The 23,768-nt window shown below is 71.0% G+C and carries 22 protein-coding genes, 1 pseudogene and 1 riboswitch; of the genes and pseudogenes, 16 read left to right on the forward strand and 7 right to left on the reverse strand.

Translation table 11 applies throughout. The features are described 5' to 3' along the window. The first annotated feature begins 55 nt into the window (after window positions 1-55). Together J7E86_RS06620 and J7E86_RS06625 are read left to right on the forward strand one after the other, a co-directional pair. Window positions 56-1,354: a sensor histidine kinase gene (locus J7E86_RS06620; RefSeq protein WP_215080570.1), complete on the forward strand. Its 1,299-nt coding sequence runs from the start codon at window positions 56-58 to the stop codon at window positions 1,352-1,354. Further along, window positions 1,351-2,064 carry a response regulator transcription factor gene (locus tag J7E86_RS06625; protein WP_215080571.1) on the forward strand — a complete coding sequence of 238 codons (714 nt, stop codon included), beginning with the start codon at window positions 1,351-1,353 and terminating at the stop codon, window positions 2,062-2,064. The genes J7E86_RS06620 and J7E86_RS06625 overlap by 4 nt, the downstream gene beginning before the upstream one ends. Before the next feature lie 107 nt (window positions 2,065-2,171). Here J7E86_RS06625 and nadA read toward each other — a convergent pair whose 3' ends face one another. Further along, a complete protein-coding gene (gene nadA, locus J7E86_RS06630; RefSeq protein ID WP_215080572.1) occupies window positions 2,172-3,350 on the reverse strand; it encodes a quinolinate synthase NadA in 1,179 nt (392 codons plus the stop codon). 245 nt (window positions 3,351-3,595) lie between these two features. On the opposite strand from nadA, the gene erpA reads away from it, so the two are divergent. Further along, the gene (gene erpA, locus J7E86_RS06635) at window positions 3,596-3,952 is read left to right on the forward strand and encodes an iron-sulfur cluster insertion protein ErpA (protein WP_215080573.1); all 357 of its coding nucleotides are present in this window, start codon (window positions 3,596-3,598) and stop codon (window positions 3,950-3,952) included. A 91-nt stretch (window positions 3,953-4,043) separates the two neighbouring features. Here the strand turns inward: erpA and J7E86_RS06640 are convergent, their stop codons facing one another. Together J7E86_RS06640 and J7E86_RS06645 are read right to left on the reverse strand one after the other, a co-directional pair. Next, a complete protein-coding gene (locus tag J7E86_RS06640) occupies window positions 4,044-5,582 on the reverse strand; it encodes a hypothetical protein (protein ID WP_215080574.1) in 1,539 nt (512 codons plus the stop codon). A 100-nt stretch (window positions 5,583-5,682) separates the two neighbouring features. Further along, complete coding sequence (locus J7E86_RS06645; protein ID WP_215080575.1) at window positions 5,683-5,898, reverse strand: hypothetical protein; 216 nt, start codon at window positions 5,896-5,898, stop codon at window positions 5,683-5,685. Between the two features lie 169 nt (window positions 5,899-6,067). On the opposite strand from J7E86_RS06645, the gene J7E86_RS06650 reads away from it, so the two are divergent. After that, window positions 6,068-7,042: a carbohydrate kinase family protein gene (locus J7E86_RS06650; RefSeq protein WP_215080576.1), complete on the forward strand. Its 975-nt coding sequence runs from the start codon at window positions 6,068-6,070 to the stop codon at window positions 7,040-7,042. Window positions 7,043-7,133: 91 nt separating this feature from the next. Here the strand turns inward: J7E86_RS06650 and J7E86_RS06655 are convergent, their stop codons facing one another. Next, window positions 7,134-8,516: a cysteine desulfurase/sulfurtransferase TusA family protein gene (locus J7E86_RS06655; RefSeq protein WP_215080577.1), complete on the reverse strand. Its 1,383-nt coding sequence runs from the start codon at window positions 8,514-8,516 to the stop codon at window positions 7,134-7,136. 362 nt (window positions 8,517-8,878) lie between these two features. Here J7E86_RS06655 and coxB point away from each other — a divergent pair, with 362 nt between their 5' ends. The 4 genes from coxB to J7E86_RS06675 all read left to right on the forward strand — a co-directional run bounded on the left by coxB (window position 8,879) and on the right by J7E86_RS06675 (window position 13,344). Beyond that, complete coding sequence (gene coxB, locus J7E86_RS06660) at window positions 8,879-9,850, forward strand: cytochrome c oxidase subunit II (RefSeq protein WP_215080578.1); 972 nt, start codon at window positions 8,879-8,881, stop codon at window positions 9,848-9,850. Next, the gene (gene ctaD, locus J7E86_RS06665) at window positions 9,847-11,580 is read left to right on the forward strand and encodes a cytochrome c oxidase subunit I (RefSeq protein ID WP_215080579.1); all 1,734 of its coding nucleotides are present in this window, start codon (window positions 9,847-9,849) and stop codon (window positions 11,578-11,580) included. The genes coxB and ctaD overlap by 4 nt, the downstream gene beginning before the upstream one ends. Next, complete coding sequence (locus J7E86_RS06670) at window positions 11,577-11,975, forward strand: cytochrome c oxidase subunit 4 (RefSeq protein WP_215080580.1); 399 nt, start codon at window positions 11,577-11,579, stop codon at window positions 11,973-11,975. Before ctaD ends, J7E86_RS06670 begins: the two co-directional genes overlap by 4 nt. Window positions 11,976-12,096: 121 nt before the next feature. After that, complete coding sequence (locus J7E86_RS06675) at window positions 12,097-13,344, forward strand: Ig-like domain-containing protein (RefSeq protein WP_215080581.1); 1,248 nt, start codon at window positions 12,097-12,099, stop codon at window positions 13,342-13,344. A gap of 312 nt (window positions 13,345-13,656) precedes the next feature. On the opposite strand, the gene J7E86_RS06680 is transcribed toward J7E86_RS06675, so the two are convergent. Further along, the gene (locus tag J7E86_RS06680; protein ID WP_215080582.1) at window positions 13,657-14,058 is read right to left on the reverse strand and encodes a hypothetical protein; all 402 of its coding nucleotides are present in this window, start codon (window positions 14,056-14,058) and stop codon (window positions 13,657-13,659) included. Window positions 14,059-14,353: 295 nt separating this feature from the next. On the opposite strand from J7E86_RS06680, the gene J7E86_RS06685 reads away from it, so the two are divergent. From J7E86_RS06685 to J7E86_RS06710, 6 genes are all read left to right on the forward strand, one after another. Beyond that, complete coding sequence (locus J7E86_RS06685; protein ID WP_215080583.1) at window positions 14,354-14,974, forward strand: heme-copper oxidase subunit III; 621 nt, start codon at window positions 14,354-14,356, stop codon at window positions 14,972-14,974. 74 nt (window positions 14,975-15,048) lie between these two features. Beyond that, window positions 15,049-15,858, forward strand: coding sequence for a c-type cytochrome (locus J7E86_RS06690; RefSeq protein ID WP_215080584.1), 810 nt, complete (start codon window positions 15,049-15,051; stop codon window positions 15,856-15,858). After that, window positions 15,855-16,913 carry a ubiquinol-cytochrome c reductase iron-sulfur subunit gene (locus J7E86_RS06695; RefSeq protein WP_215080585.1) on the forward strand — a complete coding sequence of 353 codons (1,059 nt, stop codon included), beginning with the start codon at window positions 15,855-15,857 and terminating at the stop codon, window positions 16,911-16,913. The genes J7E86_RS06690 and J7E86_RS06695 overlap by 4 nt, the downstream gene beginning before the upstream one ends. Beyond that, window positions 16,910-18,535, forward strand: a complete 1,626-nt coding sequence (locus J7E86_RS06700; protein ID WP_215080586.1) for a cytochrome bc complex cytochrome b subunit — start codon at window positions 16,910-16,912, stop codon at window positions 18,533-18,535. Before J7E86_RS06695 ends, J7E86_RS06700 begins: the two co-directional genes overlap by 4 nt. A 166-nt stretch (window positions 18,536-18,701) precedes the next feature. Next, window positions 18,702-19,766 carry an anthranilate phosphoribosyltransferase gene (gene trpD / locus J7E86_RS06705; RefSeq protein ID WP_215080587.1) on the forward strand — a complete coding sequence of 355 codons (1,065 nt, stop codon included), beginning with the start codon at window positions 18,702-18,704 and terminating at the stop codon, window positions 19,764-19,766. A gap of 75 nt (window positions 19,767-19,841) precedes the next feature. Continuing rightward, a riboswitch (SAM riboswitch) is annotated at window positions 19,842-19,958 on the forward strand. Between the two features lie 187 nt (window positions 19,959-20,145). Continuing rightward, the gene (locus J7E86_RS06710; protein WP_215080588.1) at window positions 20,146-21,501 is read left to right on the forward strand and encodes an aminotransferase class V-fold PLP-dependent enzyme; all 1,356 of its coding nucleotides are present in this window, start codon (window positions 20,146-20,148) and stop codon (window positions 21,499-21,501) included. Window positions 21,502-21,820: 319 nt separating this feature from the next. Here J7E86_RS06710 and J7E86_RS06715 read toward each other — a convergent pair whose 3' ends face one another. Together J7E86_RS06715 and J7E86_RS06720 are read right to left on the reverse strand one after the other, a co-directional pair. Further along, window positions 21,821-22,102, reverse strand: a complete 282-nt coding sequence (locus tag J7E86_RS06715; protein WP_215080589.1) for an Lrp/AsnC family transcriptional regulator — start codon at window positions 22,100-22,102, stop codon at window positions 21,821-21,823. Between the two features lie 9 nt (window positions 22,103-22,111). After that, window positions 22,112-22,855: a rhomboid family intramembrane serine protease gene (locus J7E86_RS06720; protein ID WP_308312495.1), complete on the reverse strand. Its 744-nt coding sequence runs from the start codon at window positions 22,853-22,855 to the stop codon at window positions 22,112-22,114. Window positions 22,856-23,043: 188 nt separating this feature from the next. Here J7E86_RS06720 and J7E86_RS06725 point away from each other — a divergent pair, with 188 nt between their 5' ends. Together J7E86_RS06725 and J7E86_RS06730 are read left to right on the forward strand one after the other, a co-directional pair. Next, complete coding sequence (locus J7E86_RS06725) at window positions 23,044-23,283, forward strand: hypothetical protein (RefSeq protein WP_215080591.1); 240 nt, start codon at window positions 23,044-23,046, stop codon at window positions 23,281-23,283. A gap of 19 nt (window positions 23,284-23,302) precedes the next feature. After that, window positions 23,303-23,768, forward strand: a pseudogene (locus tag J7E86_RS06730) (RNA-binding protein); the annotation flags it as partial.

Below are 23,768 nucleotides of genomic sequence, written 5' to 3' on the forward strand. Positions count from 1 at the left end.
GCGGGCCAGGGGCGCCGCCGGTACGCCCGCCCTCCGCCCGTACCCGAGGACCCTGATGACCTCCCTCGCCGTCACCGGTCTCGCCCGCCCGCACCGCTGGCTGCGCGCGCACCCCATCGCGGCCGACTCCCTGCTGGCCGGGGCCGTCTTCGTGGCCATCCTGCTCGGCTCGGCGTTCAGCCGCTTCACCGCCGGACGTCCGCCGGGTGCCGGCTTCCTCGTGCTCTCCCTGCTCGCCTGCGCCGCCCTCGTCCTGCGCCGCCGGGCACCGCGCGGGGTCCTCGGAGCGACCGCCGCGCTGACGCTCCTGGAGGTCGTCGCCCTCGACGACGACCCGCCGCGCACCCAGATCGCGCTGACCGTCGTCATCGCCCTCTACACCGTCACCTCCCGCACCGAACGCGCCAAGGCGTGGCGGATCGCCGCGGTCACCGTCGCCGTCCTCACCGTAGCCGTCATGATCTACGGGGTGCCGCCCTGGTACGCCCAGGAGAACGTCGGCCTCCTGGCCTGGACCGGCATGGCCGGCGCCGCCGGGGACGCGGTACGCAGCCGCCGCGCCTACATCGCCGCCATCGAGGAGCGGGCCGTACGGGCCGAGCGCACCCGCGAGGCGGAGGCCAGCCGCCGGGTCGCCGAGGAGCGGCTGCGCATCGCCCGCGAGCTGCACGACGTCGTCGCCCACCACATCGCCCTCGTCAACGTCCAGGCCGGCGTCGCCTCGCACATCATGGACAGCCGACCCGACCAGGCCAAGGAGGCCCTCGCCCACGTCCGCGAGGCCAGCCGCTCGGCCCTCGCCGAGCTGCGCGCCACCGTCGGCCTGCTGCGCCAGTACGGCGACCCGGAGGCCCCCACCGAACCGGCCCCCGGCCTCGGCGTCCTCGACCAGCTCGTCGACGGGTTCGCCCGCGCGGGCCTGCGCGTCGACGTGCGGGCGACCTCCGGCCTCGGCGACGGGGCCGGCGGCGGCACGGACCCGGCCGGCGCGGCGGCCGTCGTCGGACCGCTGCCCGGAGCCGTCGACCTGACGGCCTACCGCGTGCTCCAGGAGGCGCTGACCAACGTCCACAAGCACGCGGGCCCCGGCGCCCACGCCGAGGTCTCCCTGCTGCGCGGTGCGGACACCCTCCTCCTCGTCGTCCTGGACAACGGCGGCGAGCCGTACGGCGAACACTGCGGGGAGCAGCCGCCGCAGCCGGCGGGCGGCCACGGCCTGATCGGCATGCGCGAACGCGCCACCGCGCTCGGCGGCACCTGCGAGGCCGGCCCCCGTGCCGACGGCGGCCCCGGCTTCCAGGTCCGCGCGACCCTGCCCCTGGGCCGGGGCGCCACGCCTACGCTGACCCCATGACCGATCTCCTCGCCACGCCCGAGCCGCCCATTCGCGTCCTGCTCGCCGACGACCAGGCGCTGTTGCGCAGCGCCTTCCGGGTGCTGGTGAACTCCGAGCCGGACATGACGGTGATCGGGGAGGCCGCGGACGGCGCGCAGGCGGTGGAGCTCGCCCGGCTGCACACCCCGGACGTGGTGCTGATGGACATCCGGATGCCCGGCACGGACGGTCTCGCCGCGACCCGCGAGATCTGCTCCGACCCCGCGCTCGCACAGGTGCGGGTGGTGATGCTGACGACCTTCGAGGTCGACGAGTACGTGGTCCAGTCGCTGCGCGCGGGCGCCTCCGGCTTCCTCGGCAAGGGCGCGGAACCGGAGGAGCTGCTGGCCGCGATCCGGATCACGCGGGCGGGGGAGTCGCTGCTGTCGCCCGCCGCGACGAAGGGGCTGATCGCCACGTTCCTCGCGCAGGGCGACCCGGGGCCCCACCCGGACCGGCCGGGCGGGTCCGCGGCGCGGCTCGACGCGCTGACGGGGCGCGAACGGGAGGTGCTGGTGCAGGTGGCGGGCGGGCTGTCGAACGACGAGATCGGCGAGCGGCTCGCGGTGAGCCCGCTGACGGTGAAGACGCACGTCAATCGGGCAATGGCGAAGCTGGGGGCGCGGGATCGCGCCCAGTTGGTGGTGATCGCGTACGAGTCCGGGCTGGTGCGGCCGAGGCGGGACTAGGTTCTTTCCCCAGCCCCGCCCCTTCCCGAAACCGGGGGCAAGCCCCCGGGCCCCCTTTGTCCTCAAACGCCGGACGGGCTGGAGCCGGTCCGCCCGGTGGGCCGGTTTTACGGAAGCGCCAGCATCCGCTCCAGCGCCAGCTTGGAGAAGCTCGCGACCTCGGGGTCGACCTCGATGCGGTTGACGACCTTGCCGTCGGCCAGCGACTCCAGCGCCCACACCAGGTGCGGCAGGTCGATCCGGTTCATCGTCGAGCAGAAGCAGACCGTCTTGTCGAGGAAGACGATCTCCTTGCCCTCCGGGGCGAATCGATTCGCCAGGCGCCGTACGAGGTTGAGCTCCGTGCCGATGGCCCACTTGGAGCCGGCCGGGGCGGCCTCCAGGGCCTTGATGATGTACTCGGTCGAGCCGACGTAGTCCGCCGCGGCCACGACCTCGTGCCGGCACTCGGGGTGGACCAGCACGTTGACGCCCGGTATGCGCTCGCGCACGTCGCGCACCGACTCCAGCGAGAAGCGGCCGTGCACCGAGCAGTGCCCGCGCCACAGGATCATCTTCGCGGCGCGCAGCTCCTCGACGGTGAGCCCGCCGTTCGGCTTGTGCGGGTTGTACAGGACGCAGTCGTCCAGGGACATCCCGAGGTCGCGGACGGCGGTGTTGCGGCCCAGGTGCTGGTCGGGCAGGAAGAGGATCTTCTCGCCCTGCTCGAAGGCCCAGTTCAGGGCCCGCTCGGCGTTGGACGAGGTGCAGATCGTGCCGCCGTGCTTGCCGGTGAAGGCCTTGATGTCGGCGGAGGAGTTCATGTACGAGACCGGGACGGTCACCTCGGCGATGCCCGCCTCGGTCAGGACGTCCCAGCACTCCGCGACCTGCTCGGCGGTGGCCATGTCGGCCATCGAGCAGCCGGCGGCCAGGTCGGGCAGGACGACCTGCTGGTCGGCGGTGGTGAGGATGTCCGCCGACTCGGCCATGAAGTGCACACCGCAGAAGACGATGTACTCGGCGTCCGGCCGTGCGGCGGCGTCGCGCGCGAGCTTGAAGGAGTCCCCGGTGACGTCCGCGAACTCGATCACCTCGTCGCGCTGGTAGTGGTGGCCGAGGACGAAGACCTTGTCGCCGAGCTTCGCCTTGGCCGCCCGGGCGCGCTCCACCAGGTCCGGGTCGGAGGCCGCCGGCAGGTCGCCGGGGCACTCCACGCCGCGCTCGCTCTTCGGGTCGGACTCGCGGCCGAGGAGCAGGAGGGCGAGCGGGCTGGGCTGGACATCCAAGGGCTGGGCGGTGGTCACGTCACGCACCCTTTCTGTTTCTGCGGACGGCCGGAAAGGGCCTTGTCGTCAATTTGACGCTATCTATCATAACTGCTTCACGTCAGTTTGACGACGGCCATAGCGTCGATGTGACGCATTCCCGATCGGCCGAACGGTGTGCGAGCATGAAAGGCGGAAGTACTACGCCAGGCCCGGAATGAATCCGGCAGACCGGCGGTTGCAGCCGACGGCAAGCAGTCCGCACAAACCCGGGAGTGAAGCAGATGTCCGTTCAGGACGAGAAGACCACTGTGAGCGACGGCATCCTCCTGTCCGACGCCGCCGCCGCCAAGGTCAAGGCCCTGCTGGAGCAGGAAGGCCGCGAGGACCTCGCCCTGCGCGTCGCCGTCCAGCCCGGTGGCTGCTCCGGCCTGCGCTACCAGCTCTTCTTCGACGAGCGCGCGCTCGACGGTGACGTCGTCAAGGACTTCGACGGCGTCAAGGTCGTCACCGACCGCATGAGCGCCCCGTACCTGGGCGGCGCCTCCATCGACTTCGTCGACACCATCGAGAAGCAGGGCTTCACGATCGACAACCCCAACGCCACGGGCTCCTGCGCCTGCGGCGACTCCTTCAGCTGAGCCCTGGTCCGGCCGCGGGCCGTACGCACGGCGAAGGCGGCGATCCTCCTCGGAGGGTCGCCGCCTTCGCCGTTGCCGGGGTCCGCGCCGGCTACTTCTCCTGCTTCTCCGACACGGCCTCGCCGGTCGCGGCGTCCACGACCTCCCGGTCGCCCAGCGGCTCGTCCAGCGTCACCGTCTCGTCGTAACGCTTCGCCATCAGCACACAGGACCGGCCGGGCTCCTTCTCCGTGCCGGTGACCGACACCCGCACCACGTCGGCCGACTGCTCGGCGGTCGCCGCGTAGTCGTTGCACACCCCGCCCCAGAAGTGCAGCACGAGCTTCCTGCCGTCCTGGGTGTACGACTCCACGTGCGGCCGCGTGGTCTTCGGGGTGCCCGAGGGCTTGCCGGACGGCTTCGCCGATCCCGGGGTGCCGCCGGCCGGCTTGGCCAGGAACTTCGGGTCCACGGCCGGCTGGACGACCTGGACGGTGCCGTCCTTCTCCGTGGAGCCGGCCATCCGCACCTGGAACAGCCACGACGGCACCAGCGCCTGCCGCCCCCTCACATAGTGCGAGGCCAGCACGTACGACGCCCCGGTCACCGTCGCCGGCCCGCTCGCCCGCGCCTTGCCCGGGCAGGGGACCGTGCCGTCCCGGCCGTCACCGTCGTGCGGGACCGCCGACGCGCAGCCGCCGACGGAGACCTCGGGCGGGGTGTCGGCGCGGCCCTTGTTCAGCTGCGTCAGCGCCTCGTCCGCGTTGACCAGCGGATAGTCGGCACCCTTGACCGGTGCCTGCAACTGACCGCCGCCCCCGACCAGTTGCCCGTCCGAGCCGACCTCCAGCCGGGTCTGCCAGCCGTAGGTGGGCGTGCCGTTCACCACGGGGTCGGCGACGACGGCCCGTACCGCGCCGAAGAGTTCCCCGGCCCGTGTCCGCGCGCCGCTCTGCCCGAGCACCTTGAGCACCGGGGCCGCGACGTTCTTCGCCTTCTCCTCCGACACGGGGTCGCCCTGGCCGGAGCCCTCCCGCAACTGCGGGCAGTCGACCGCCGCCGCGGGGTCGGGTCCCAGATCCTTGCCCAGGCCCTTCGCCGGTCCCGTCCCGTGCGTGCAGCCGGAGCCGCCGGGCGTCCCGTAGCGCGCGAACGACCAGTTGCCCGGCCCCTTGCCGTTCACCTGGAGCGTCGGCTCGTCCGCGCCCGGCGCGCCGCCGACCCGCCAGACGCCCTGCTCCAGCCGGGGCGCGCCCTGCACGGACAGCGCCTTGGCCAGCGATGCCACCTCGTCCCGCGTCACCCCGTCCCTGGGCAGGAGGACCGGCGCCGAACGCGGGCCCTTCGGCAGCTCGCCCGCGGCGCGGTAGCGCACGCCGTTCGGGTTCGGCTCACCGACCGCGATGCCCTGGGAGGGGCCGCCCTGGCGCACGCCGTCCAGTGCGAGGGGCGGGGGAGAGCCGTCACCGCCGGCCTCGGAGGAGTCGCCTCCCTTGCCGCTCGCCGCCGTGGAGGCCCAGTACGCGCCGCCGCCACCGGCCAGCAGGACCGCCGCCGCCACCGATACGACCGCCAGCCGCGGCCGCCGCCGCCCCTGGCGATCGGGGGTGCGATCGGGGGTGCTGTCCGGCGTGCCGCCCTCGGTGCTCACCACATCGCTCCTTCACTCCGCTCAATGTGTGTACTGCCGCGTCCCCCGAGAGGGGGACACCGCTTGGACGGAGTGCGGGAGCGAGCGGTTCCACCAGTCCTCAGTCGCCGTACTCGGACATCCCGTCGAGCAGCCGCGCCGACGTCGCGGGCACCGACACCCCGTGGATGCGCGACGGCGGTACGGGCGCGGGGGCGGCCTGAGCTGCGCCGCCGCCGGCCCAGTGCGGAGCCATCCGGGCACACAGGCCGCGCAGCTCCTCCAGCGTCTCGGGCTCGGTCTCGGGGAACGTGACGTGCTTCACAGGGTTCGGCATACCGGCACCGTACGCACCACGTGGCACAGCGAGAAAGGGCTACTATTTGGTAATTTTGTCCGTCCGATGGCTGGATCCGAACCAGGGTGCGAGAACCGGACCCGGTAGCGTGGTGTGGCTTTTCCTGTTTCCGTCCCCTGTCACCTCGCCCCGCAGGAGCAGACCCGCCGTGCGTATCGCTGTCACCGGCTCCATCGCCACCGACCACCTGATGACCTTCCCCGGCCGTTTCGCCGATCAGCTCGTGGCGGACCAGCTGCACACCGTCTCGCTCTCCTTCCTCGTCGACGAGCTCGACGTGCGCCGCGGCGGCGTGGCGCCCAACATCTGCTTCGGCATGGGCGTCCTGGGCCTCCGGCCGGTCCTCGTCGGCGCCGCCGGTGCCGACTTCGCCGAGTACCGCGCCTGGCTCGACCGGCACGGCGTCGACACCGCCTCGGTCCGCATCTCCGAGGTCCTGCACACCGCGCGCTTCGTCTGCACGACGGACACCGACCACAACCAGATCGCGTCGTTCTACACCGGCGCGATGAGCGAGGCCCGCCAGATCGAGCTCCAGCCGGTCGCCGACCGCGTCGGCGGTCTCGACCTGGTCCTGATCGGCGCGGACGACCCCGAGGCGATGATCCGCCACACCGAGGAGTGCCGCGCCCGCGGCATCGCCTTCGCCGCCGACCCCTCGCAGCAGCTGGCCCGCATGGACGGCGACGACATCCGCGTGCTCGTCGAGGGCGCCACGTACCTGTTCACGAACGAGTACGAGAAGGCCCTCATCGAGTCCAAGACCGGCTGGACCGGGGACGAGATCCTCGCCAAGGTCGGCACCCGCGTCACCACGCTGGGCGCGCAGGGCGTGCGCATCGAGCGCGCCGGCGAGCCGACGATCGAGGTCGGCTGTGCGCAGGAGGAGGCCAAGGTCGACCCGACCGGCGTCGGCGACGCGTTCCGCGCGGGCTTCCTCGCGGGCGTGACCTGGGAACTCTCCCTGGAGCGCGCGGCCCAGCTGGGCTGCATGCTCGCCACGCTCGTCATCGAGACCCTGGGCACCCAGGAGTACGAGCTGCGGCGCGGCCACTTCATGGAGCGCTTCACCAAGGCATATGGCGACGAGGCCGCGGCGGAGGTCCGGGCACACCTGGCGTAGCCGGCGGACCTGCCCGTCTGCCTGGAAGGCATCCGTTCCGGGCAAACGGGCGGGTGGGAGGGGAAACCCCGCCGCGCAGCGGCGGGAATCGTCAGGCGCGGCGCCGCACGGTGTACGCCGTACCCCGCTCCACGCCGCGCTCGCCGACGAACTCCTGCCCTCTCATGTCGCACCACGCCGGAACGTCCAGCCGCGCGGCCTCGTCATCGGACAGGACCGTCACCAGCCCGCCCACCGGCACCTCCCCGATCACCTTCGCCAGCTCGATGACGGGGATCGGGCACCGCTTGCCGAACGCGTCGACGACGAGCTCCGGCGACGTACCGGCCGGGGCCGCGCTCTCCGCCGGCGCGCCCAGCCGCTCCCGTACCGACCCCACGGCCCCCGGCAGCACCTCCAGGAAGCGCTCGACGTCCTCCTCGGCCGTGCCCGCCGGCAGCGACACCCGCACGTTGCCCTCGGAGAGCACCCCCATCGCCCGGAGCACATGGCTCGGCAGGAGCGTGCTCGATGTGCACGAGGAGCCGGACGAGACCGAGAACCCGGCCCGGTCCAGGGCGTGCAGCAGCGTCTCGCCGTCGACATACAGACACGAGAAGGTGACCAGATGCGGCAGCCGCCGCACCGGGTCGCCGACCACCTCCACATCCGGTACGAGCTCCGGCACGCGCGTGCGGATCCGCTCCACCAGCTCCCGCAGCCGCACCGACTCGGCCGCCGCCTCCTGCCGCACGGCGCGCAGCGACGCGGCCGCCGCCACGATCGCGGGCAGGTCGGGGAAGCCGGGCGCGCGCCCCGACTCCCGCTCGTCCGCCGGGCCCTGGGCCGCGAACCGCACTCCCTTGCGCACGGCCAGCAGGCCCACGCCCGCCGGCCCGCCCCATTTGTGCGCGCTCGCCGTCAGCAGCGACCAGCCGCCGCCGACCGGGCCCCAGCCGAGCGACTGCGCGGCGTCCACGAGCAGCGGCACACCCGCTGCCCGGCACTCCTCGGCGACCTCGGCCACCGGCTGTTCGGTGCCCACCTCGTGGTTGGCGGACTGGAGGGCGGCCAGTGCCGTGCCGGGGCGCAGGGCCGCCGCGTACGCGCCGGGCGCGACGCGGCCCGTACGGTCGACGGGCACCTCCGTGGCGGCGCCGCCGGCCGCTTCGAGGGCCGCGGCCGACTGCAGGACGGCCGAGTGTTCGACGGCCGACACCACCAGATGGCGGCCGACGCGCCGCCGGCCGGCGAGGGCGCCGGCGATGCCGTCGTGCAGCGCGCGGGTACCCGATGGAGTGAACACGAGCTCGTCCGGGCGGCAACCGACCGCGTCCGCCGCCGCCTCGCGCGCGGCGTCCAGCAGCAGCCTGGCCCGGCGGCCCTCGCGGTAGAGGCGGGCGGGGTCCGCCCACCCCTCGTCGAGGGCCGCCAGCAGCGCCTGGCGGGCGACGGGGTGCAGCGGGGCGGCGGAGGCGGCGTCGAAGTAGGGCACACAGGAACGCTAACTCCCCCGGACGCGGGACGTCGGGGGCACCGCCCGAGGGGGTCGGCGAACCCCTCGGCCCGGTGCCCGCGGAGCCCGCCGGGAAGGGTCGCGTAACCCGCCCGCCGGTCAGCCATGTGCGCAGGTCGGACGCTGCGCTGACGGTCCGCCGGATGGTCTGCGGACCCCGGGGTTCCACCCCTTCGGGGAGTGGTCCGGCGCGTTGGGCACCCTCCCCGCGCGACCCCAAATAGCGTCCAGTAGGGTTTGGTCCGCATAAACATCCAAACCCCTGCCCGCAGCGGGCCGGCGACCGACCAGCGAGACGGCCGCAGCCGGCCGCACGGGCGAGACTCTCGGGAAGGCGCTACGTGAGTCCCAACGGCTCCGACCGCTCGTCGCGGCGCCCGGTGCGGCGGAAGCTGCTGCAGGCGCTGGCCGCGGGCGCTGTCCTGGCGACCGCCTCCGGTTGCACATATAAGGACTTCCCCCGCCTCGGAATGCCCACTCCCGTCACGGAAGAGGCGCCGCGGATCCTCTCCCTGTGGCAGGGCTCTTGGGCCGCCGCCCTCGTGGTCGGCGTCCTTGTGTGGGGCCTGATCATCTGGAGTGTCATCTTCCACCGGCGCAGCCGGACCAAGGTGAAGATCCCCCAGCAGACCCGGTACAACATGCCCATCGAGGCGCTGTACACGGCGGTCCCGATCATCATCGTGTCGGTGCTCTTCTACTTCACCGCGCGTGATGAGAACAAGCTCCTCACCAACCCTGACAAGCCGCAGCACGTCGTGAACGTGGTCGGCTTCCAGTGGAGCTGGGCGTTCAACTACATGGAGGACGTCGACGGCAACACCGCCACCCCCGCGAAGCCGCTCCGTGAGAACAAGGAGCTCGACGCGATCCCCGACCGGTTCCTGACGAAGGCACCGCAGGGCGCCGAGGGCGTCTACGAGGTCGGCACCCCCGGTGACCGGAACCCGCAGAACGGCAACCCCGGCCCCACGCTGTGGCTGCCCAAGGGCGAGACGGTCCAGTTCGTGCTCACCTCGCGGGACGTCATCCACTCCTTCTGGGTGGTGCCGTTCCTGATGAAGCAGGACGTCATCCCGGGGCACACCAACAGCTTCACGGTGACCCCGAACAAGGAGGGCACCTTCATGGGCAAGTGTGCCGAGCTCTGCGGCCAGGACCACTCCCGGATGCTCTTCAACGTCAAGGTCGTCTCTCCTGAGCGGTACAAGGCGCACCTGAAGGAGCTGGCGGCCAAGGGTCAGACCGGTTACCAGCCGGCGGGTATCGCGCAGACGGATCACGCGAAGAACGCGGAGACCAAGAACAAGTGAGCATCCTCAACGAACCCCAGGGTGCCGCCGCCGCGACGGCCACGGCAGCACCACCCGTACGCCAGAAGCAGCCCGGCAATCAAGTGATCAAGTGGCTCACCACCACTGACCACAAGACCATCGGCACGATGTATCTGGTCACGTCGTTCGCGTTCTTCTGCATCGGCGGCCTCATGGCGCTGCTCATGCGCGCCGAACTCGCTCGTCCCGGCACGCAGATCATGTCGAACGAGCAGTTCAACCAGGCGTTCACGATGCACGGCACGATCATGCTGCTGATGTTCGCGACGCCGCTGTTCGCCGGTTTCGCCAACTGGATCATGCCGCTGCAGATCGGTGCGCCCGACGTGGCGTTCCCGCGGCTGAACATGTTCGCGTACTGGCTGTACCTCTTCGGCTCGATCATCGCGGTGGCCGGCTTCCTCACCCCGCAGGGTGCGGCCGACTTCGGCTGGTTCGCCTACTCCCCGCTGTCGGACGCGGTCCGTTCGCCGGGTGTCGGCGCCGACATGTGGATCATGGGTCTGGCCTTCTCCGGCTTCGGCACGATCCTCGGTTCGGTCAACTTCATCACCACGATCATCTGCATGCGCGCGCCCGGCATGACGATGTTCCGCATGCCGATCTTCACCTGGAACGTGCTGCTGACCGGTGTGCTGGTCCTGCTCGCCTTCCCGGTGCTGGCCGCCGCGCTGTTCGCCCTGGAGGCGGACCGTAAATTCGGTGCGCAGGTGTTCAACGCGGCCAACGGCGGTTCACTGCTGTGGCAGCACCTCTTCTGGTTCTTCGGCCACCCAGAGGTGTACATCATCGCGCTGCCGTTCTTCGGCATCATCTCCGAGGTCATCCCGGTCTTCTCCCGCAAGCCGATGTTCGGTTACTGGGGTCTGATCGCGGCCACGATCTCCATCGCCGGTCTGTCGGTGACGGTGTGGGCGCACCACATGTACGTCACCGGTGGCGTGCTGTTGCCCTTCTTCTCCTTCATGACCTTCCTGATCGCGGTCCCGACCGGTGTGAAGTTCTTCAACTGGATCGGCACCATGTGGAAGGGCTCGCTGTCCTTCGAGACCCCGATGCTGTGGGCCGTCGGCTTCCTGATCACCTTCACCTTCGGTGGTCTGACCGGCGTCATCCTGGCCTCGCCCCCGATGGACTTCCACGTCTCCGACTCGTACTTCGTCGTCGCGCACTTCCACTACGTCATCTTCGGCACCGTGGTCTTCGCGATGTTCTCCGGCTTCCACTTCTGGTGGCCGAAGTTCACGGGCAAGATGCTGGACGAGCGCCTGGGCAAGATCACCTTCTGGACGCTGTTCGTGGGCTTCCACGGCACGTTCCTGGTGCAGCACTGGCTGGGTGCCGAGGGCATGCCGCGGCGTTACGCGGACTACCTCGCCGCCGACGGTTTCACCACGCTGAACACCATCTCGACGATCAGCTCCTTCCTGCTCGGTCTGTCGATACTGCCGTTCATGTACAACGTGTGGAAGACCGCCAAGTACGGCAAGAAGGTCGAGGTCGACGACCCGTGGGGCTACGGCCGCTCGCTGGAGTGGGCGACGTCCTGCCCGCCGCCGCGGCACAACTTCCTCACCCTGCCGCGGATCCGTTCCGAATCCCCGGCGTTCGACCTGCACCACCCGGAGATCGCGGCGCTGGAGCTCGAGGAGAACCTCGGCGCCTCGGATGAGAAGGCCCTCGCGGGTGGCAAGGAGGCCGGCAAGTGAAGATCCAGGGCAAGATGTTCATCTGGCTCGCCGTCTTCGTCCTCGCCATGGCGATCGTCTACGGCGTGTGGTCGAAGGAGCCGGCCGGTACGACCGCGCTCTTCCTGGCCTTCGGCCTGTGCATCATGGTCGGCTACTACCTGGCGTTCACCGCGCGCCGGGTGGACGCCGGCGCTCAGGACAACAAGGACGCGGACGTCGCCGACGACGCCGGTGAGCTGGGCTTCTTCGCCCCGCACAGCTGGCAGCCGCTCTCCCTGGCCATCGGTGGCGCGCTCGCCTTCATGAGCATCTGCTTCGGCTGGTGGCTGATGTACTTCTCGGCCCCCGTGATCATGATCGGCCTCTTCGGCTGGGTGTTCGAGTTCTACCGCGGCGAGAACCAGAACCAGTAGGTTCCCCCGCACAGCGCGGACGGGCCCCGCACACCTCCCGGTGTGCGGGGCCCGTCCGCGTCGGCACCCATTCGGATCCACCCCGCAAGCCGTGGCCCGCGATCGTCCCTACGGTGTGACCATGAGTCACTCACCTCGACGCCGCATGGTGCACACCTGCGCCATGATGCTGGCAAGCGTGGCGCTGGGGACCGCCGCGTGCGGCGGCTCGTCCAACCCCCTGGCCGACAAGCCCTACGACGCCACCGGCCACGTAGGGCTGGCCGGTGCCGGCGAGGGGCGCAAGGTCGATCCGACCAAGCCCCTGGAGGTACGGGTCGAGGGCGACGACCGGATCACGGACGTCACCGCGACCGACGCCGCGGGGCGCTTCGTCAAGGGCGAACTGGCCCCCGACGGCCGCGGCTGGCACAGCACCGGCGCACTCGCCGCCGGCGCGCACTACACCGTGCGCATCAGCGTGGAGGACGAGGACGGGGCCCAGGGGCGCCGCACGATCGGTTTCGACACCAGTGCGGCCGACCGGCTGCTGCGGGTGGCGTTCGGCCCGCAGAGCGGCACCTACGGCGTGGGACAGCCCATCACCGCCGAGCTCAGCGCCCCGGTCCAGGACCCCGCCGCCCGGGCGGTCATCGAGCGGGCCCTGAAGGTCGACTCCCGGCCCGCCGTCGGGGGCGCCTGGCACTGGGTGGACAACCGGACACTGCACTACCGCCCCAAGGAGTACTGGCCCGCCCACGCCACCGTCGGCGTCCGCTCCGGCCTGGACGGCATCAAGGTGGCAGGCGGCCTCTACGGTGGCGCCTCCAAGCCCGTCCAGCTCACTTTCGGGGACCGCGTCGAGGCCGTCACGGACGCGTCCGCCCACACCATGACCGTGTCGCGCAACGGCCAGGTGATCCGCTCCATCCCGGTCACCACGGGCAAGCCCGGCTACGCCACCCGCAACGGGGTCAAGGTGGTCCTGGGCAAGGAATCCTTCGTACGCATGCGCGGCACCAGCATCGGCATCGCCGAGGGCAGCGCGGACTCCTACGACCTGCCCGTCTACTGGGCCACCCGCGTCACCTGGAGCGGGGAGTACGTGCACGCCGCGCCCTGGTCGGAGGGCTCGCAGGGGGCCGAGAACGTCAGCCACGGCTGCACCGGCATGAGCACCGCCAACGCCAAGTGGTTCTTCGACACCATCCACCTCGGCGACGTCATCAAGGTCGTGGGCAGCGCCGGGGTCACCATGACGCCCTTCGACAACGGCTTCGGCGACTGGAACATGCCCTGGGACAAATGGCGCGAGGGCAGCGCGCTGACGGCCGGGAAGCGCGAGGGTACGGGTCCGGCCGATGCGGCCCGCCTGCGGCCCAGGGTGTAGCGGGAGGCCGTCGGCGGCCTGGGCCGTGTCCGGCGGATCATGTGAGCGGGTGTCGCGGGTGATGTTGTGCGCACCCCCGCTGCGCGGTGGTGTCCTCAATCGCCGGACGGGCTGCTGTGCTGTGTCCTCAAGCGCCGGACAGGCTGAAGGCGGCTGAGCCCAGCCACATTCAAGCCCGTCCGGCGATTGAGGACGCGCCCGCAGGGCGCCCGCCGCCGCAGGCGGCAAGGACGGCCCGCGGCCGAAGACCCGCGCCCGCCGCCGCAGGCGGCAAAGCCGGCGGCCGGCGGCCGAAGACCCACCGGACACCCCCTACGCATCCACGGCGTGCCTGCCGCGCAGCAGCCCCGTCAGGGCGTCCGCGAACACCGCCGGGTCCAGCGGGTGCGTCACCGCGGCGTCGGCGCGGCTCCAGGTGGCCAGCCAGGCGTCCTGCGGGCGGCCCATGAGCAGCAGCACCGGCGGGCAGTCGAAGACCTCGTCCTTGAGCTGCCTGCAGACGCCCATGCCGCCCGCGGGGGCCGTCTCGCCGTCCAGGACGCAGACGTCGATCCGGCGCTCCTCCAGGGCCTTGAGGACCGCCGGCAGGGTCGCGCACTCGACGTACTCCACCGGGGGCAGGTCGGCGGCCGGGCGGCGCCCCGCCGCCAGCCGCACCTGCTCGCGGGTGCCCGCGTCATCGCTGTAGACCAGCACCGTGGCGGTCGGCTGCATCGTTCCTCCAGGCTTGTGGACGGGCACGGCTGTGGACCGCGACGCGGAACGCACCGCTTGCGCGGATGCTACTCCGCGGGCGCCGCGCCCGAGGAGATCCGGGAAGAACACCCGCCTGGCCCAAGCCCGGCCGACGGGGCGTCACCAGGGCCCGTACCAAGGCTCCCGCAGGGCCGCGGAACGCTCGCTTCCCCCCTTTGGGGGATCTCCTCCTTGGGCCGTACGAGCAGGGCATACGGTCTTGACACACCGAACGGCACCCCCCGGAGTGAGTGCGAGATAAGCGACCGACATAATGTCGGTCGTGGCGACAGCAACAGCAGTAGATACCGGGCACGCGCACCCCTCGGTCAACCGGCCGAACCTCACCAGCGTCGGAACCATCATCTGGCTGAGTTCCGAGCTGATGTTCTTCGCGGCCCTCTTCGCGATGTACTTCACCCTGCGATCGGTCATGGGCGCCGACCACTGGAAGGAAATGGCGTCCGCGCTGAACCTTCCGTTCTCGGCCACCAACACCACGATCCTGGTGCTCTCCTCCCTCACCTGCCAGCTCGGTGTGTTCGCCGCCGAGCGCGGTGATGTGAAGAAGCTGCGCATGTGGTTCGTGGTCACGTTCGTGATGGGTGCCATCTTCATCGGCGGCCAGGTCTTCGAGTACACCGATTTGGTCAAGAAGGACGGGCTCTCGCTCTCCTCCGACCCGTACGGCTCGGTCTTCTACCTGACGACCGGCTTCCACGGACTGCATGTGACGGGCGGCCTGATCGCCTTCCTGCTGGTCCTGGGCAGGACGTACGCGGCCAAGAGGTTCACCCATCACCAGGCGACGGCGGCCATCGTCGTGTCCTACTACTGGCACTTCGTCGACGTGGTCTGGATCGGCCTCTTCGCCACGATTTACTTGATCAAGTAATCCGAAGATCTCGGTCCAGCACCGGACCAATCAGTCCAGCATCGACGCAGAAGATCCTGACACCGGGGTAATCCGTGAAAAAGCTCTCCGCACGACGACGCCATCCGCTGGCGGCGGTCGTCGTCCTACTCTTCGCGCTGGCGGTAACCGGGGGGCTGTACGCCGCGTTCGCGCCGGCGGACACGGCCAAGGCCGATGACAGCGCCCAGTCCCTTGCCATCGAGGAGGGCAAGAAGCTCTATTCCGTGGGCTGCGCAAGCTGCCACGGAACCGGCGGTCAGGGCAGCACTGACGGCCCGAGCCTCGTCGGCGTGGGCGCCGCGGCCGTCGACTTCCAGGTCGCCACCGGCCGCATGCCGCTCCAGCAGCAGGGCGCCCAGGCGCCCAAGAAGCGCGCGATCTACTCGCAGGCCGAGATCGACCAGCTCGCCGCGTACATCGCCTCCCTCGGCGCCGGCCCCTCGGTCCCGACCAAGGATCAGTTCAGCCCCGACGGCGCGGACATCGCCAAGGGCGGGGAGCTCTTCCGTACGAACTGCGCCCAGTGCCACAACTTCACCGGCAAGGGTGGCGCCCTGTCGAACGGCAAGTTCGCCCCGGACCTTGAGGACGTCAACCCCAAGCACATCTACGAGGCCATGCAGACCGGCCCGCAGAACATGCCTTCCTTCCCTGACACGACGATGTCCGAGAAGAACAAGAAGGACGTCATCGCGTACCTCGACACGGTCAACAGCAGCAAGACGGAGAGCCCGGGCGGCCTCGAACTGGGCGGGCTCGGCCCGGTCAGCGAGGGTCTGTTCGCGTGGGTCTTCGGTCTCGGTGCGCTGATCGCCGCCGCCATCTGGGTCGCCTGCCGGACCGCAAAGGCCAAGAAGTCATGAGTAGCCAAGACATTCCAGAAGAGACCCTGCCGAGCGCGCAGGGCGACGCACACGGCGGTGCCGTGACCCAGCAGGCCGGCGACCCGTTCGCCGACCCCGGCCTGCCGCCGCACGAGCACCGCATCCAGGACATCGACGAGCGGGCCGCCAAGCGGTCCGAGCGGGCGGTCGCGTTCCTGTTCCTGTTGTCCATGCTGGCCACGGTGGGGTTCATCGCCTCGTACGTGACCCTGCCGGTCGACAAGATCATTTACGTCTTCCCCATCGGTCACATCAGCGCCCTGAACTTCGCGCTGGGCCTGACCCTCGGCGTGGCGCTGTTCTGCATCGGCGCGGGCGCGGTCCACTGGGCCCGCACGCTGATGTCGGACGTCGAGGTCGCCGACGAGCGGCACCCGATCGAGGCCGACCCCGAGGTCAAGGCCAAGGTCATGGCCGACTTCCGGGACGGCGCGGAGGAGTCGGCCATCGGCCGGCGTCCGCTGATCCGCCGCACGATGTTCGGCGCGCTCGCACTGCTGCCGCTCTCCGGCGTGGTGCTGCTGCGTGACCTCGGACCGCTGCCGGGCACCAAGCTCCGCAAGACCGCCTGGTCCGAGGGCAAGATGCTGATCAACCAGAACACCCTCCAGCCCCTGCGGCCCGAGGACATTCAGGTCGGCTCCCTCACCTTCGCCATGCCCGAGGGCCTGAAGGAGGAGGACCACGATTTCCAGAAGGAGATCTCCAAGGCCGCTCTGATGATCGTCCGGCTCCGGCCGGAGAACATCAAGGACAAGCGCGAGCTGGACTGGTCCGCCGACGGCATCGTGGCGTTCTCGAAGATCTGCACGCACGTGGGCTGCCCGATCAGCCTCTACGAGCAGCAGACGCACCACGTGCTCTGCCCGTGCCACCAGTCCACCTTCGACCTCGCCGACGGCGGTCGCGTGATCTTCGGCCCGGCCGGACATGCCCTTCCGCAGCTGCGGATCAAGGTCAACGACAAGGGCTACCTTGAGGCCATGGGCGACTTCGCCGAGCCCGTTGGTCCTGCCTTCTGGGAGCGCGGATGAGCACTAAGACGGACAACAGGCGCAAGGCGCCCGCCGGTGAGCGGGTCGCCGACTGGGCCGACGGCCGGCTGGGCATCTACAGCCTGGCCAAGGCCAACATGCGGAAGATCTTCCCGGACCACTGGTCCTTCATGCTGGGCGAGGTCTCCCTCTACGCGTTCCTGATCATCATCCTCACGGGTGTGTATCTGACGCTGTTCTTCCACCCGAGCATGAACGAGGTCGTCTACCACGGCTCGTACGTGCCGATGCAGGGCATGCGGATGTCGGAGGCGTTCGCCTCCACGCTGAACATCAGCTTCGACATCCGCGGCGGTCTGCTGATCCGGCAGATCCACCACTGGGCCGCGCTGATCTTCCTCGCCGCGATGTTCGTGCACATGATGCGCGTCTTCTTCACGGGTGCCTTCCGCAAGCCGCGTGAGGTCAACTGGCTGTTCGGCTTCCTGCTCTTCGTCCTCGGCATGTTCACCGGCTTCACCGGTTACTCGCTGCCGGACGACCTGCTCTCCGGCACCGGTGTCCGCTTCATGGAGGGCGCGATCCTGTCCGTGCCGATCATCGGCACGTACATCTCGATGTTCCTCTTCGGTGGCGAGTTCCCGGGCTCGGACTTCGTGCCGCGCTTCTTCTCGATCCACGTCCTGCTGCTGCCGGGCATCATGCTCGGTCTCGTGGTGGCGCACCTCATCCTCGTCGTGTACCACAAGCACACGCAGTACCCCGGTCCCGGCAAGACCGAGAAGAACGTCGTCGGCATGCCGCTGCTGCCGGTCTACATGGCCAAGGCCGGAGGATTCTTCTTCCTGGTCTTCGGCATCATCGCGGCCATCGCGGCGATCGCCTCGATCAACCCGATCTGGGCCATCGGCCCGTACCGGCCGGACCAGGTGTCCACCGGCGCCCAGCCCGACTGGTACATGGGCTTCGCCGAGGGTCTGATCCGTGTCATGCCGGGCTGGGAGATCAACCTCTGGGGCCACACGCTCGTCCTGGGCGTGTTCATCCCGCTGGTGATCTTCCCGCTGGTCCTGGGCGCGATCGCGGTCTACCCGTTCATCGAGTCCTGGGTCACCGGTGACCAGCGCGAGCACCACCTGCTGGACCGCCCGCGCAACGCCCCGACCCGTACCGGCTTCGGCGTCGCCTGGATCACCGCGTACTTCGTGATGCTGGTCGGCGGTGGAAACGACCTCTGGGCCACCCACTTCCACCTGTCGCTCAACGCCATCACGTGGTTCGTGCGGATCGGCTTCTTCGTCCTGCCGGCGGTGGCCTTCGTCGCGACGCGTCGCATCTGCCTGGGTCTCCAGCGCCGCGACAAGGACAAGGTGCTGCACGGCCGCGAGTCGGGCATCATCAAGCGCCTGCCGCACGGTGAGTTCGTCGAGGTCCACGAGCCGCTCTCGCAGGACCAGCTGCACACCCTCACCTCGCACGAGCAGCCCACGCCGCTCGAACTCGGCCCCGAGGTCGACGAGAACGGTGTCAAGCGCAAGATCGGTACGTCCGAGAAGCTCCGCGTGAAGCTCTCCAAGGGCTTCTACGGCGAGGGGACGCAGATCCCCAAGCCGACCGTGGAGGAGTACCAGGAGATCACCAGCGGCCACGGCCACCACTGATCCCCGAGCGACCGGCCCCGGCCGGTCAGTGATCGCTGATCGCCACGGCGAGAGCCCCGTCCACCGCGTGGACGGGGCTCTTCGCCGTCCCCGGGTCCTGGATAGGCTGGAGCGGCGGGGCCCCGACAGCCGCGGCCCTCCGACCGACCACCAGGAGCGTGGACCCATGAACGTTGTGACCCCGGCAGGCGGCGACAGCGCGGTGGCTCCCTCCTGGCCGGGTCTCCTCGACGCCCTGCTGAGCGGAGTGGACCTGAGCGCGGACGACACCGCCTGGGCCATGGACCGGATCATGCGCGGTGAGGCCACCGACGCCCAGATCGCCGGCTTCGCGGTCGCCCTGCGCGCCAAGGGCGAGACCGTCGCCGAGATCTCGGGTCTCGTACGGACCATGTACGCGCACGCCAACCTCATCGAGGTGCCCGGCCCCAGCGTGGACATCGTCGGCACCGGCGGCGACGGCGCCAAGACCGTCAACATCTCCACCATGTCCTCGATCGTCGTCGCCGGCACCGGCGCGAAGGTCGTCAAGCACGGCAACCGCGCCGCGTCCTCCGCCAGCGGCGCCTCGGACGTCCTGGAGAAGCTCGGCGTCAACCTGGACCTGACCCCGCGCCGCGTCGTGGAGGTCGCCGAGGAAGCGGGCATCACCTTCTGCTTCGCGGTGAAGTTCCATCCCTCGCTGCGCCATGTCGCGCCCGCCCGCCGCGAATTGGGCATCCGCACGACCTTCAACGTGCTGGGTCCCCTCACCAACCCGGCGAAGGTGCGCGCCCAGGCCACCGGTGTCGCCGACGCCCGGATGGCACCCATCCTGGCCGGCGTGCTCGCCGAACGCGGCTCCTCGGCTCTGGTCTTCCGCGGCGACGACGGGCTGGACGAGCTGACCACCACCGCGACCTCCCGGGTGTGGACCGTCCGCGACGGCGCGGTCCGCGAGGAGCCCTTCGACCCGCGGGACGTGGGCATCGCCCTGGTGCCGGTGGAGGCGCTGCGGGGCGCCGACGCCTCGTACAACGCCGATGTCGCCCGCCGGCTGCTGGACGGCGAGACCGGGCCCGTGCGGGACGCGGTGCTGCTGAACGCGGCGGCCGCGCTGGTGGCGCTGGCGCCCACGGACGCGCCGCTCACCGAGCAGATCGCGGCGGGGATCGAGCGGGCCGCGCGGTCCATCGACTCCGGCGCGGCGAAGCGGAGCCTGGAGCGGTGGGTCGCCGCGAGCAACGCGTGAGCGCCTGAGGCGGGGTGCGGTCCGCGATGCGGACCGCACCTTGCACGCTGATGATCGTGTGGCATGATGCTGGCAGGTCACGAGTGACAGCGACACGGCCCCGGCCCGCTGTCCGGCAACCCTCCTTCCGTGGCGGGGTGCCCCGGGTGATGACCGGGCCGCAGGCAGCGAGGTCTGCGGCAAGCGCGGATCCCTCGCCAGGGATCCTGGTCGTCGAGGGAGTCCCTTCCGTGATGCAGCGAATGCGTTAGGGCCTACGGCCCGTCTTCCACGAACTCCGCGCGGTGCCGCCGTGCGTCGAGTCCGGTTTTCCGCACGCCGATGCCTTCCGCCGGTGTGCGCGTACGCAGCCTTCCGCCTGTCCTCAGGAGAATTCGCCATGTCCGCATGTCCTGTCGCCGCCCCGCCCGCCGTCACCGCCGCCCCGCTGCCCGTCCTCGGGCACGACGTCCGCGTGCCGCTCGTCACCGGCGGAGAGGTGACCTACGCGGCGCTCGACTATGCCGCCAGCGCGCCCGCCCTCCAGCGGGTCTGGGACGACGTGGCGGCGTATGCCCCGTACTACGGCAGCGTGCACCGCGGTGCGGGCTACCTCTCGCAGCTGTCGACCGACCTCTTCGAGAAAAGCCGGGCCGAGGTCGCGGACTTCGTCGGCTGCCGGGAGGGCGACCAGGTCCTCTTCACCCGCTCCACCACCGACTCCCTCAACCTCCTGGCGGCCGCACTGCCCGCCGGCTGCCGGGTGTTCGTCTTCGAGACCGAGCACCACGCCGCGCTGCTCCCCTGGCAGCGGCGCGCGGACACCGGCGTGACCTTCCTGGACGCGCCCCGCTCGCCGCGCGAGGCGGTCGAGACCCTGGAGCGGGCCCTGGCCGACCGCGAACCCTACGGGCCCGCGCTGGTCTGTGTGACGGGCGCTTCCAACGTGACCGGCGAGCTGTGGCCCGTACGGGAGCTGGCGGCCGCGGCGCACGCGCACGGCGCGCGGATCGTCGTCGACGCCGCCCAGCTCGCCCCGCACCACCCGGTCGACCTCGCGGAGCTGGACGCGGACTGGATCGCCTTCTCCGGGCACAAGCTCTACGCGCCCTTCGGCGCCGGGGTGCTCGCCGGGCGGGCCGACTGGCTCCGGGAGGCGGAGCCGTACCTGGCGGGCGGCGGCGCGACGCGCGTCGTGGCACGGCGGGCCGACGGGGGAGTGGACGTCGAGTGGCACGAAAGCGCCGCCCGGCACGAGGCGGGCTCGCCCAACGTCATCGGCGCCTACGCCATCGCCGCGGCCTGCAAGGCGCTGACCGAGGCCGGCTTCACGTCCCTCGTCGAGCGCGAGCGGCAGCTCGTCGCGGCGGTCCGGGAGGGCCTGGCCCGGGTGCCCGGGGTCCGGGTGCTGTCGCTCTTCGGCGAGGACGCCCCGAGGGTCGGCGTGCTCTCGTTCGTGGTCGACGGCTGGAACAGCTCGCACTTCGCGGCGGCGCTCTCGGCGGAGTACGGCATCGGCGTCCGCGACGGCCTGTTCTGCGCCCACCCGCTCGTACGGACCCTGCTGGGCGGCGCGCGCGACGAACCGGGCGAGTGCGGGGCGCCCGACGAGTCGCTCAACGCGATCCGGGTCAGCTTGGGCGCGGGCACGCCCGACGAGCACGTCGAACGGTTCCTGCGGGCGGTGGAGGAGCTGGTGCGCGACGGAGCGCGGTGGTCCTATCGGACGGAGAACGGGCGGTGCGTGCCCGCCTAGGCGGTGCCGGCGGGTCTTCGGCTGCGGGCCGTCTTTGCCGCCTGCGGCGGCGGGCGCCCTGCGGGCGCGTCCTCAAACGCCGGACGGGCTTGATCGTGGCTGGGCTCAGCCGCTTTCAGCCCGTTGGGGGCGGCTCTGCCGGGCCGGGGCGAGGGGCGCGTATCGCGCGGGGCGGGCCGGGAAGTGTGGCACCGGCGTGGCCGGTTCGGCACCGCCGGGCCGCGGCGTCGTGGTCGCTCGCCGACGCGGCGGGATGTGGTCGCGGCGCCCGCGACCCCCTCGTGGGCCGGGGACGTCCGTGCCGCCCCCGCCGGAGGCGCTACGCGTCCAGGCCGATCGCGAACGCCGCTTCCAAGTCGTGCTGCGAGTACGTGCGGAACGCGATGTGCGTCTCGGTGGAGGTGACGCCCGGGACCTTGCTGATGCGGCCCGGGATGACGTCCGCGAGGTCGTCGTGGCGGGACACCCGCACCATCGCGATCAGGTCGTGCGCGCCGGTGACGGAGTAGACCTCGCTGACGCCCTCCAGGGCGGCGATCCGCTCGGCGATCTCCGGGATGCGGTCGACGTCGGTCTTGATGAGCACGATCGAAGTGATCACGGCTGGCTCCTATCGGGGGTCGGGGGGCGGCCCCCCGGGAGATCGCAGCTCGCTCGGCCCGGCTGCGTTCTTCACTCTAACCGCACGTCTGTACCGGGCCCACGCGTAGAGGAAGCCCAGCGAGAAGCCCACCACATGGGCCAGATAGGCGACGCCGGGACGGTCGCCGGCGGTGCGCGCGGCCAGCCATTGCAGCGCGAACCAGAACAGCAGCACCGCCCACGCGGGGAAGCGCAGCGGCAGGAAGAAGAGGAACGGGAAGAGGCTCGTGACCCGGGCCCGCGGGAAGAGGCGGAGGAACGCGCCGAGCACACCGGAGATCGCACCGGAGGCACCGACGAGCGTCTGCTCGGACCCGGCGTGCGCGGCGGCGTAGGCCAGCAGCGCCAGCACCCCGGCGGCGAGGTAGAAGAGGGCGAAGGAGAGCTTGCCCATGCGCTCCTCGGCCATGGCGCCGAAGACGTAGAGGAAGAGCATGTTCCCCAGCAGGTGCAGCCAGTTGCCGTGCACGAAGAGCGCGGTGAGCGGGGTGATCAGCTCCTGCGGCGAGCCGCCCCACAGTTCCCTGGGCACCACGCCCCACTGCTCGAAGTAGGCGGTCTGCGCGGCCAGCAGCTCGACGCCGGTGCCGTGGGAGGTGGAGAAGCCGGACGCCGGACCGAGCAGGAACGTCAGGCAGCACACGGCGATGAGGGCATAGGTGACCAAGGGGGTCGCGCTCGCGGGCCCGGGGCGCGCTGCCGTTCCGGTCATGGCACAGATCATGGCGTATCGGCGGCAAACCGCGCAGAGTGCCTCGCCGGGGCCGGGACGCGGGCCCGTCCTTCGGCCATCCGGGCACCGCGTGACCCTCAGGACGTAGGGTTACGGGGAGCACACCCGCAGTTCGACGGCGCACCGCGGATCCGGAGGGACACTTGACGAGGACGGACGGCGACACCATGAGCGTTCCCCAGCCGACGGCGCAGACCCGCTGGCGCTGCACGCTGTGCGGCAATCTGACCCGGTTCGACGTGACGCGCACGACCAAGGCCGTGGAGTACGTGCACCTCGACCTGGCCGGCGAGCCGCGGGTGGAGGAGCGGGAAGTGGTCAGTGAGACGATCGAGTCCGTACGTTGCCGCTGGTGCAACGCGGTCGACCAGATCGAGCTGGTGGACCGGCCGGGCGCGAGCGCCTGAAGAACGGGAGCGGTGAACGGTGGTTGAGCACGCAGTCGGCGCGGAGGCAGCCGGTGAACCCGATGACACCGGTGGGCCCGACGGTGTCGCCGAGGTGCTCGACCGCCCCCTGCCGGAGGGCGTCCGGCACCGGGTCATCGGGCTGGTCGCGGAGGCGTTCGGTGGCCTGACGGTCGCCGAACTGCCCGCCGCGCTGCGCCAGTACGCCCGGTTCACCCCGAGCCGGCGGGCCAAGTTCGCGGGCAACGCCATGGCCGCCGCCGTGGAGAACGACGCCGCCTTCCGGCAGCGGATCTCCGCCCGGTTGCGGGAGGCCGGCTCCGAGCTGGCCGAGGCGCTGGACGCCGGTTCGCCGCCCGCGGCCGCGGACCCGGAGGACGTGGCGGCCATGGCCTATGTGCTGCGGCCCGCCGGCTGGGTCAAGCTGGTGACCGCCGCCGGCGAGGAGGCGCAGCGGGCGAGCGCCGAGCGGGCCGGCGAGGAGG

Source organism: Streptomyces sp. ISL-11 (assembly GCF_018614525.1).
Taxonomy (GTDB): Bacteria; Actinomycetota; Actinomycetes; order Streptomycetales; family Streptomycetaceae; genus Streptomyces.

What these genes read in the sequence shown, in the direction of transcription:
- J7E86_RS06695 (WP_215080585.1), top strand. Translation starts at nt 15,855, where the DNA reads ATGAGTAGCCAAGACATTCCAGAAGAGACCCTGCCGAGCGCGCAGGGC.
- J7E86_RS06625 (WP_215080571.1), top strand. Translation starts at nt 1,351, where the DNA reads ATGACCGATCTCCTCGCCACGCCCGAGCCGCCCATTCGCGTCCTGCTC.
- J7E86_RS06645 (WP_215080575.1), bottom strand. Translation starts at nt 5,898, where the DNA reads ATGCCGAACCCTGTGAAGCACGTCACGTTCCCCGAGACCGAGCCCGAG.
- J7E86_RS06725 (WP_215080591.1), top strand. Translation starts at nt 23,044, where the DNA reads ATGAGCGTTCCCCAGCCGACGGCGCAGACCCGCTGGCGCTGCACGCTG.
- J7E86_RS06685 (WP_215080583.1), top strand. Translation starts at nt 14,354, where the DNA reads ATGTCGGTCGTGGCGACAGCAACAGCAGTAGATACCGGGCACGCGCAC.
- J7E86_RS06710 (WP_215080588.1), top strand. Translation starts at nt 20,146, where the DNA reads ATGTCCGCATGTCCTGTCGCCGCCCCGCCCGCCGTCACCGCCGCCCCG.
- J7E86_RS06675 (WP_215080581.1), top strand. Translation starts at nt 12,097, where the DNA reads ATGAGTCACTCACCTCGACGCCGCATGGTGCACACCTGCGCCATGATG.
- J7E86_RS06700 (WP_215080586.1), top strand. Translation starts at nt 16,910, where the DNA reads ATGAGCACTAAGACGGACAACAGGCGCAAGGCGCCCGCCGGTGAGCGG.
- J7E86_RS06620 (WP_215080570.1), top strand. Translation starts at nt 56, where the DNA reads ATGACCTCCCTCGCCGTCACCGGTCTCGCCCGCCCGCACCGCTGGCTG.
- J7E86_RS06720 (WP_308312495.1), bottom strand. Translation starts at nt 22,855, where the DNA reads ATGACCGGAACGGCAGCGCGCCCCGGGCCCGCGAGCGCGACCCCCTTG.
- trpD (WP_215080587.1), top strand. Translation starts at nt 18,702, where the DNA reads ATGAACGTTGTGACCCCGGCAGGCGGCGACAGCGCGGTGGCTCCCTCC.
- J7E86_RS06680 (WP_215080582.1), bottom strand. Translation starts at nt 14,058, where the DNA reads ATGCAGCCGACCGCCACGGTGCTGGTCTACAGCGATGACGCGGGCACC.
- erpA (WP_215080573.1), top strand. Translation starts at nt 3,596, where the DNA reads ATGTCCGTTCAGGACGAGAAGACCACTGTGAGCGACGGCATCCTCCTG.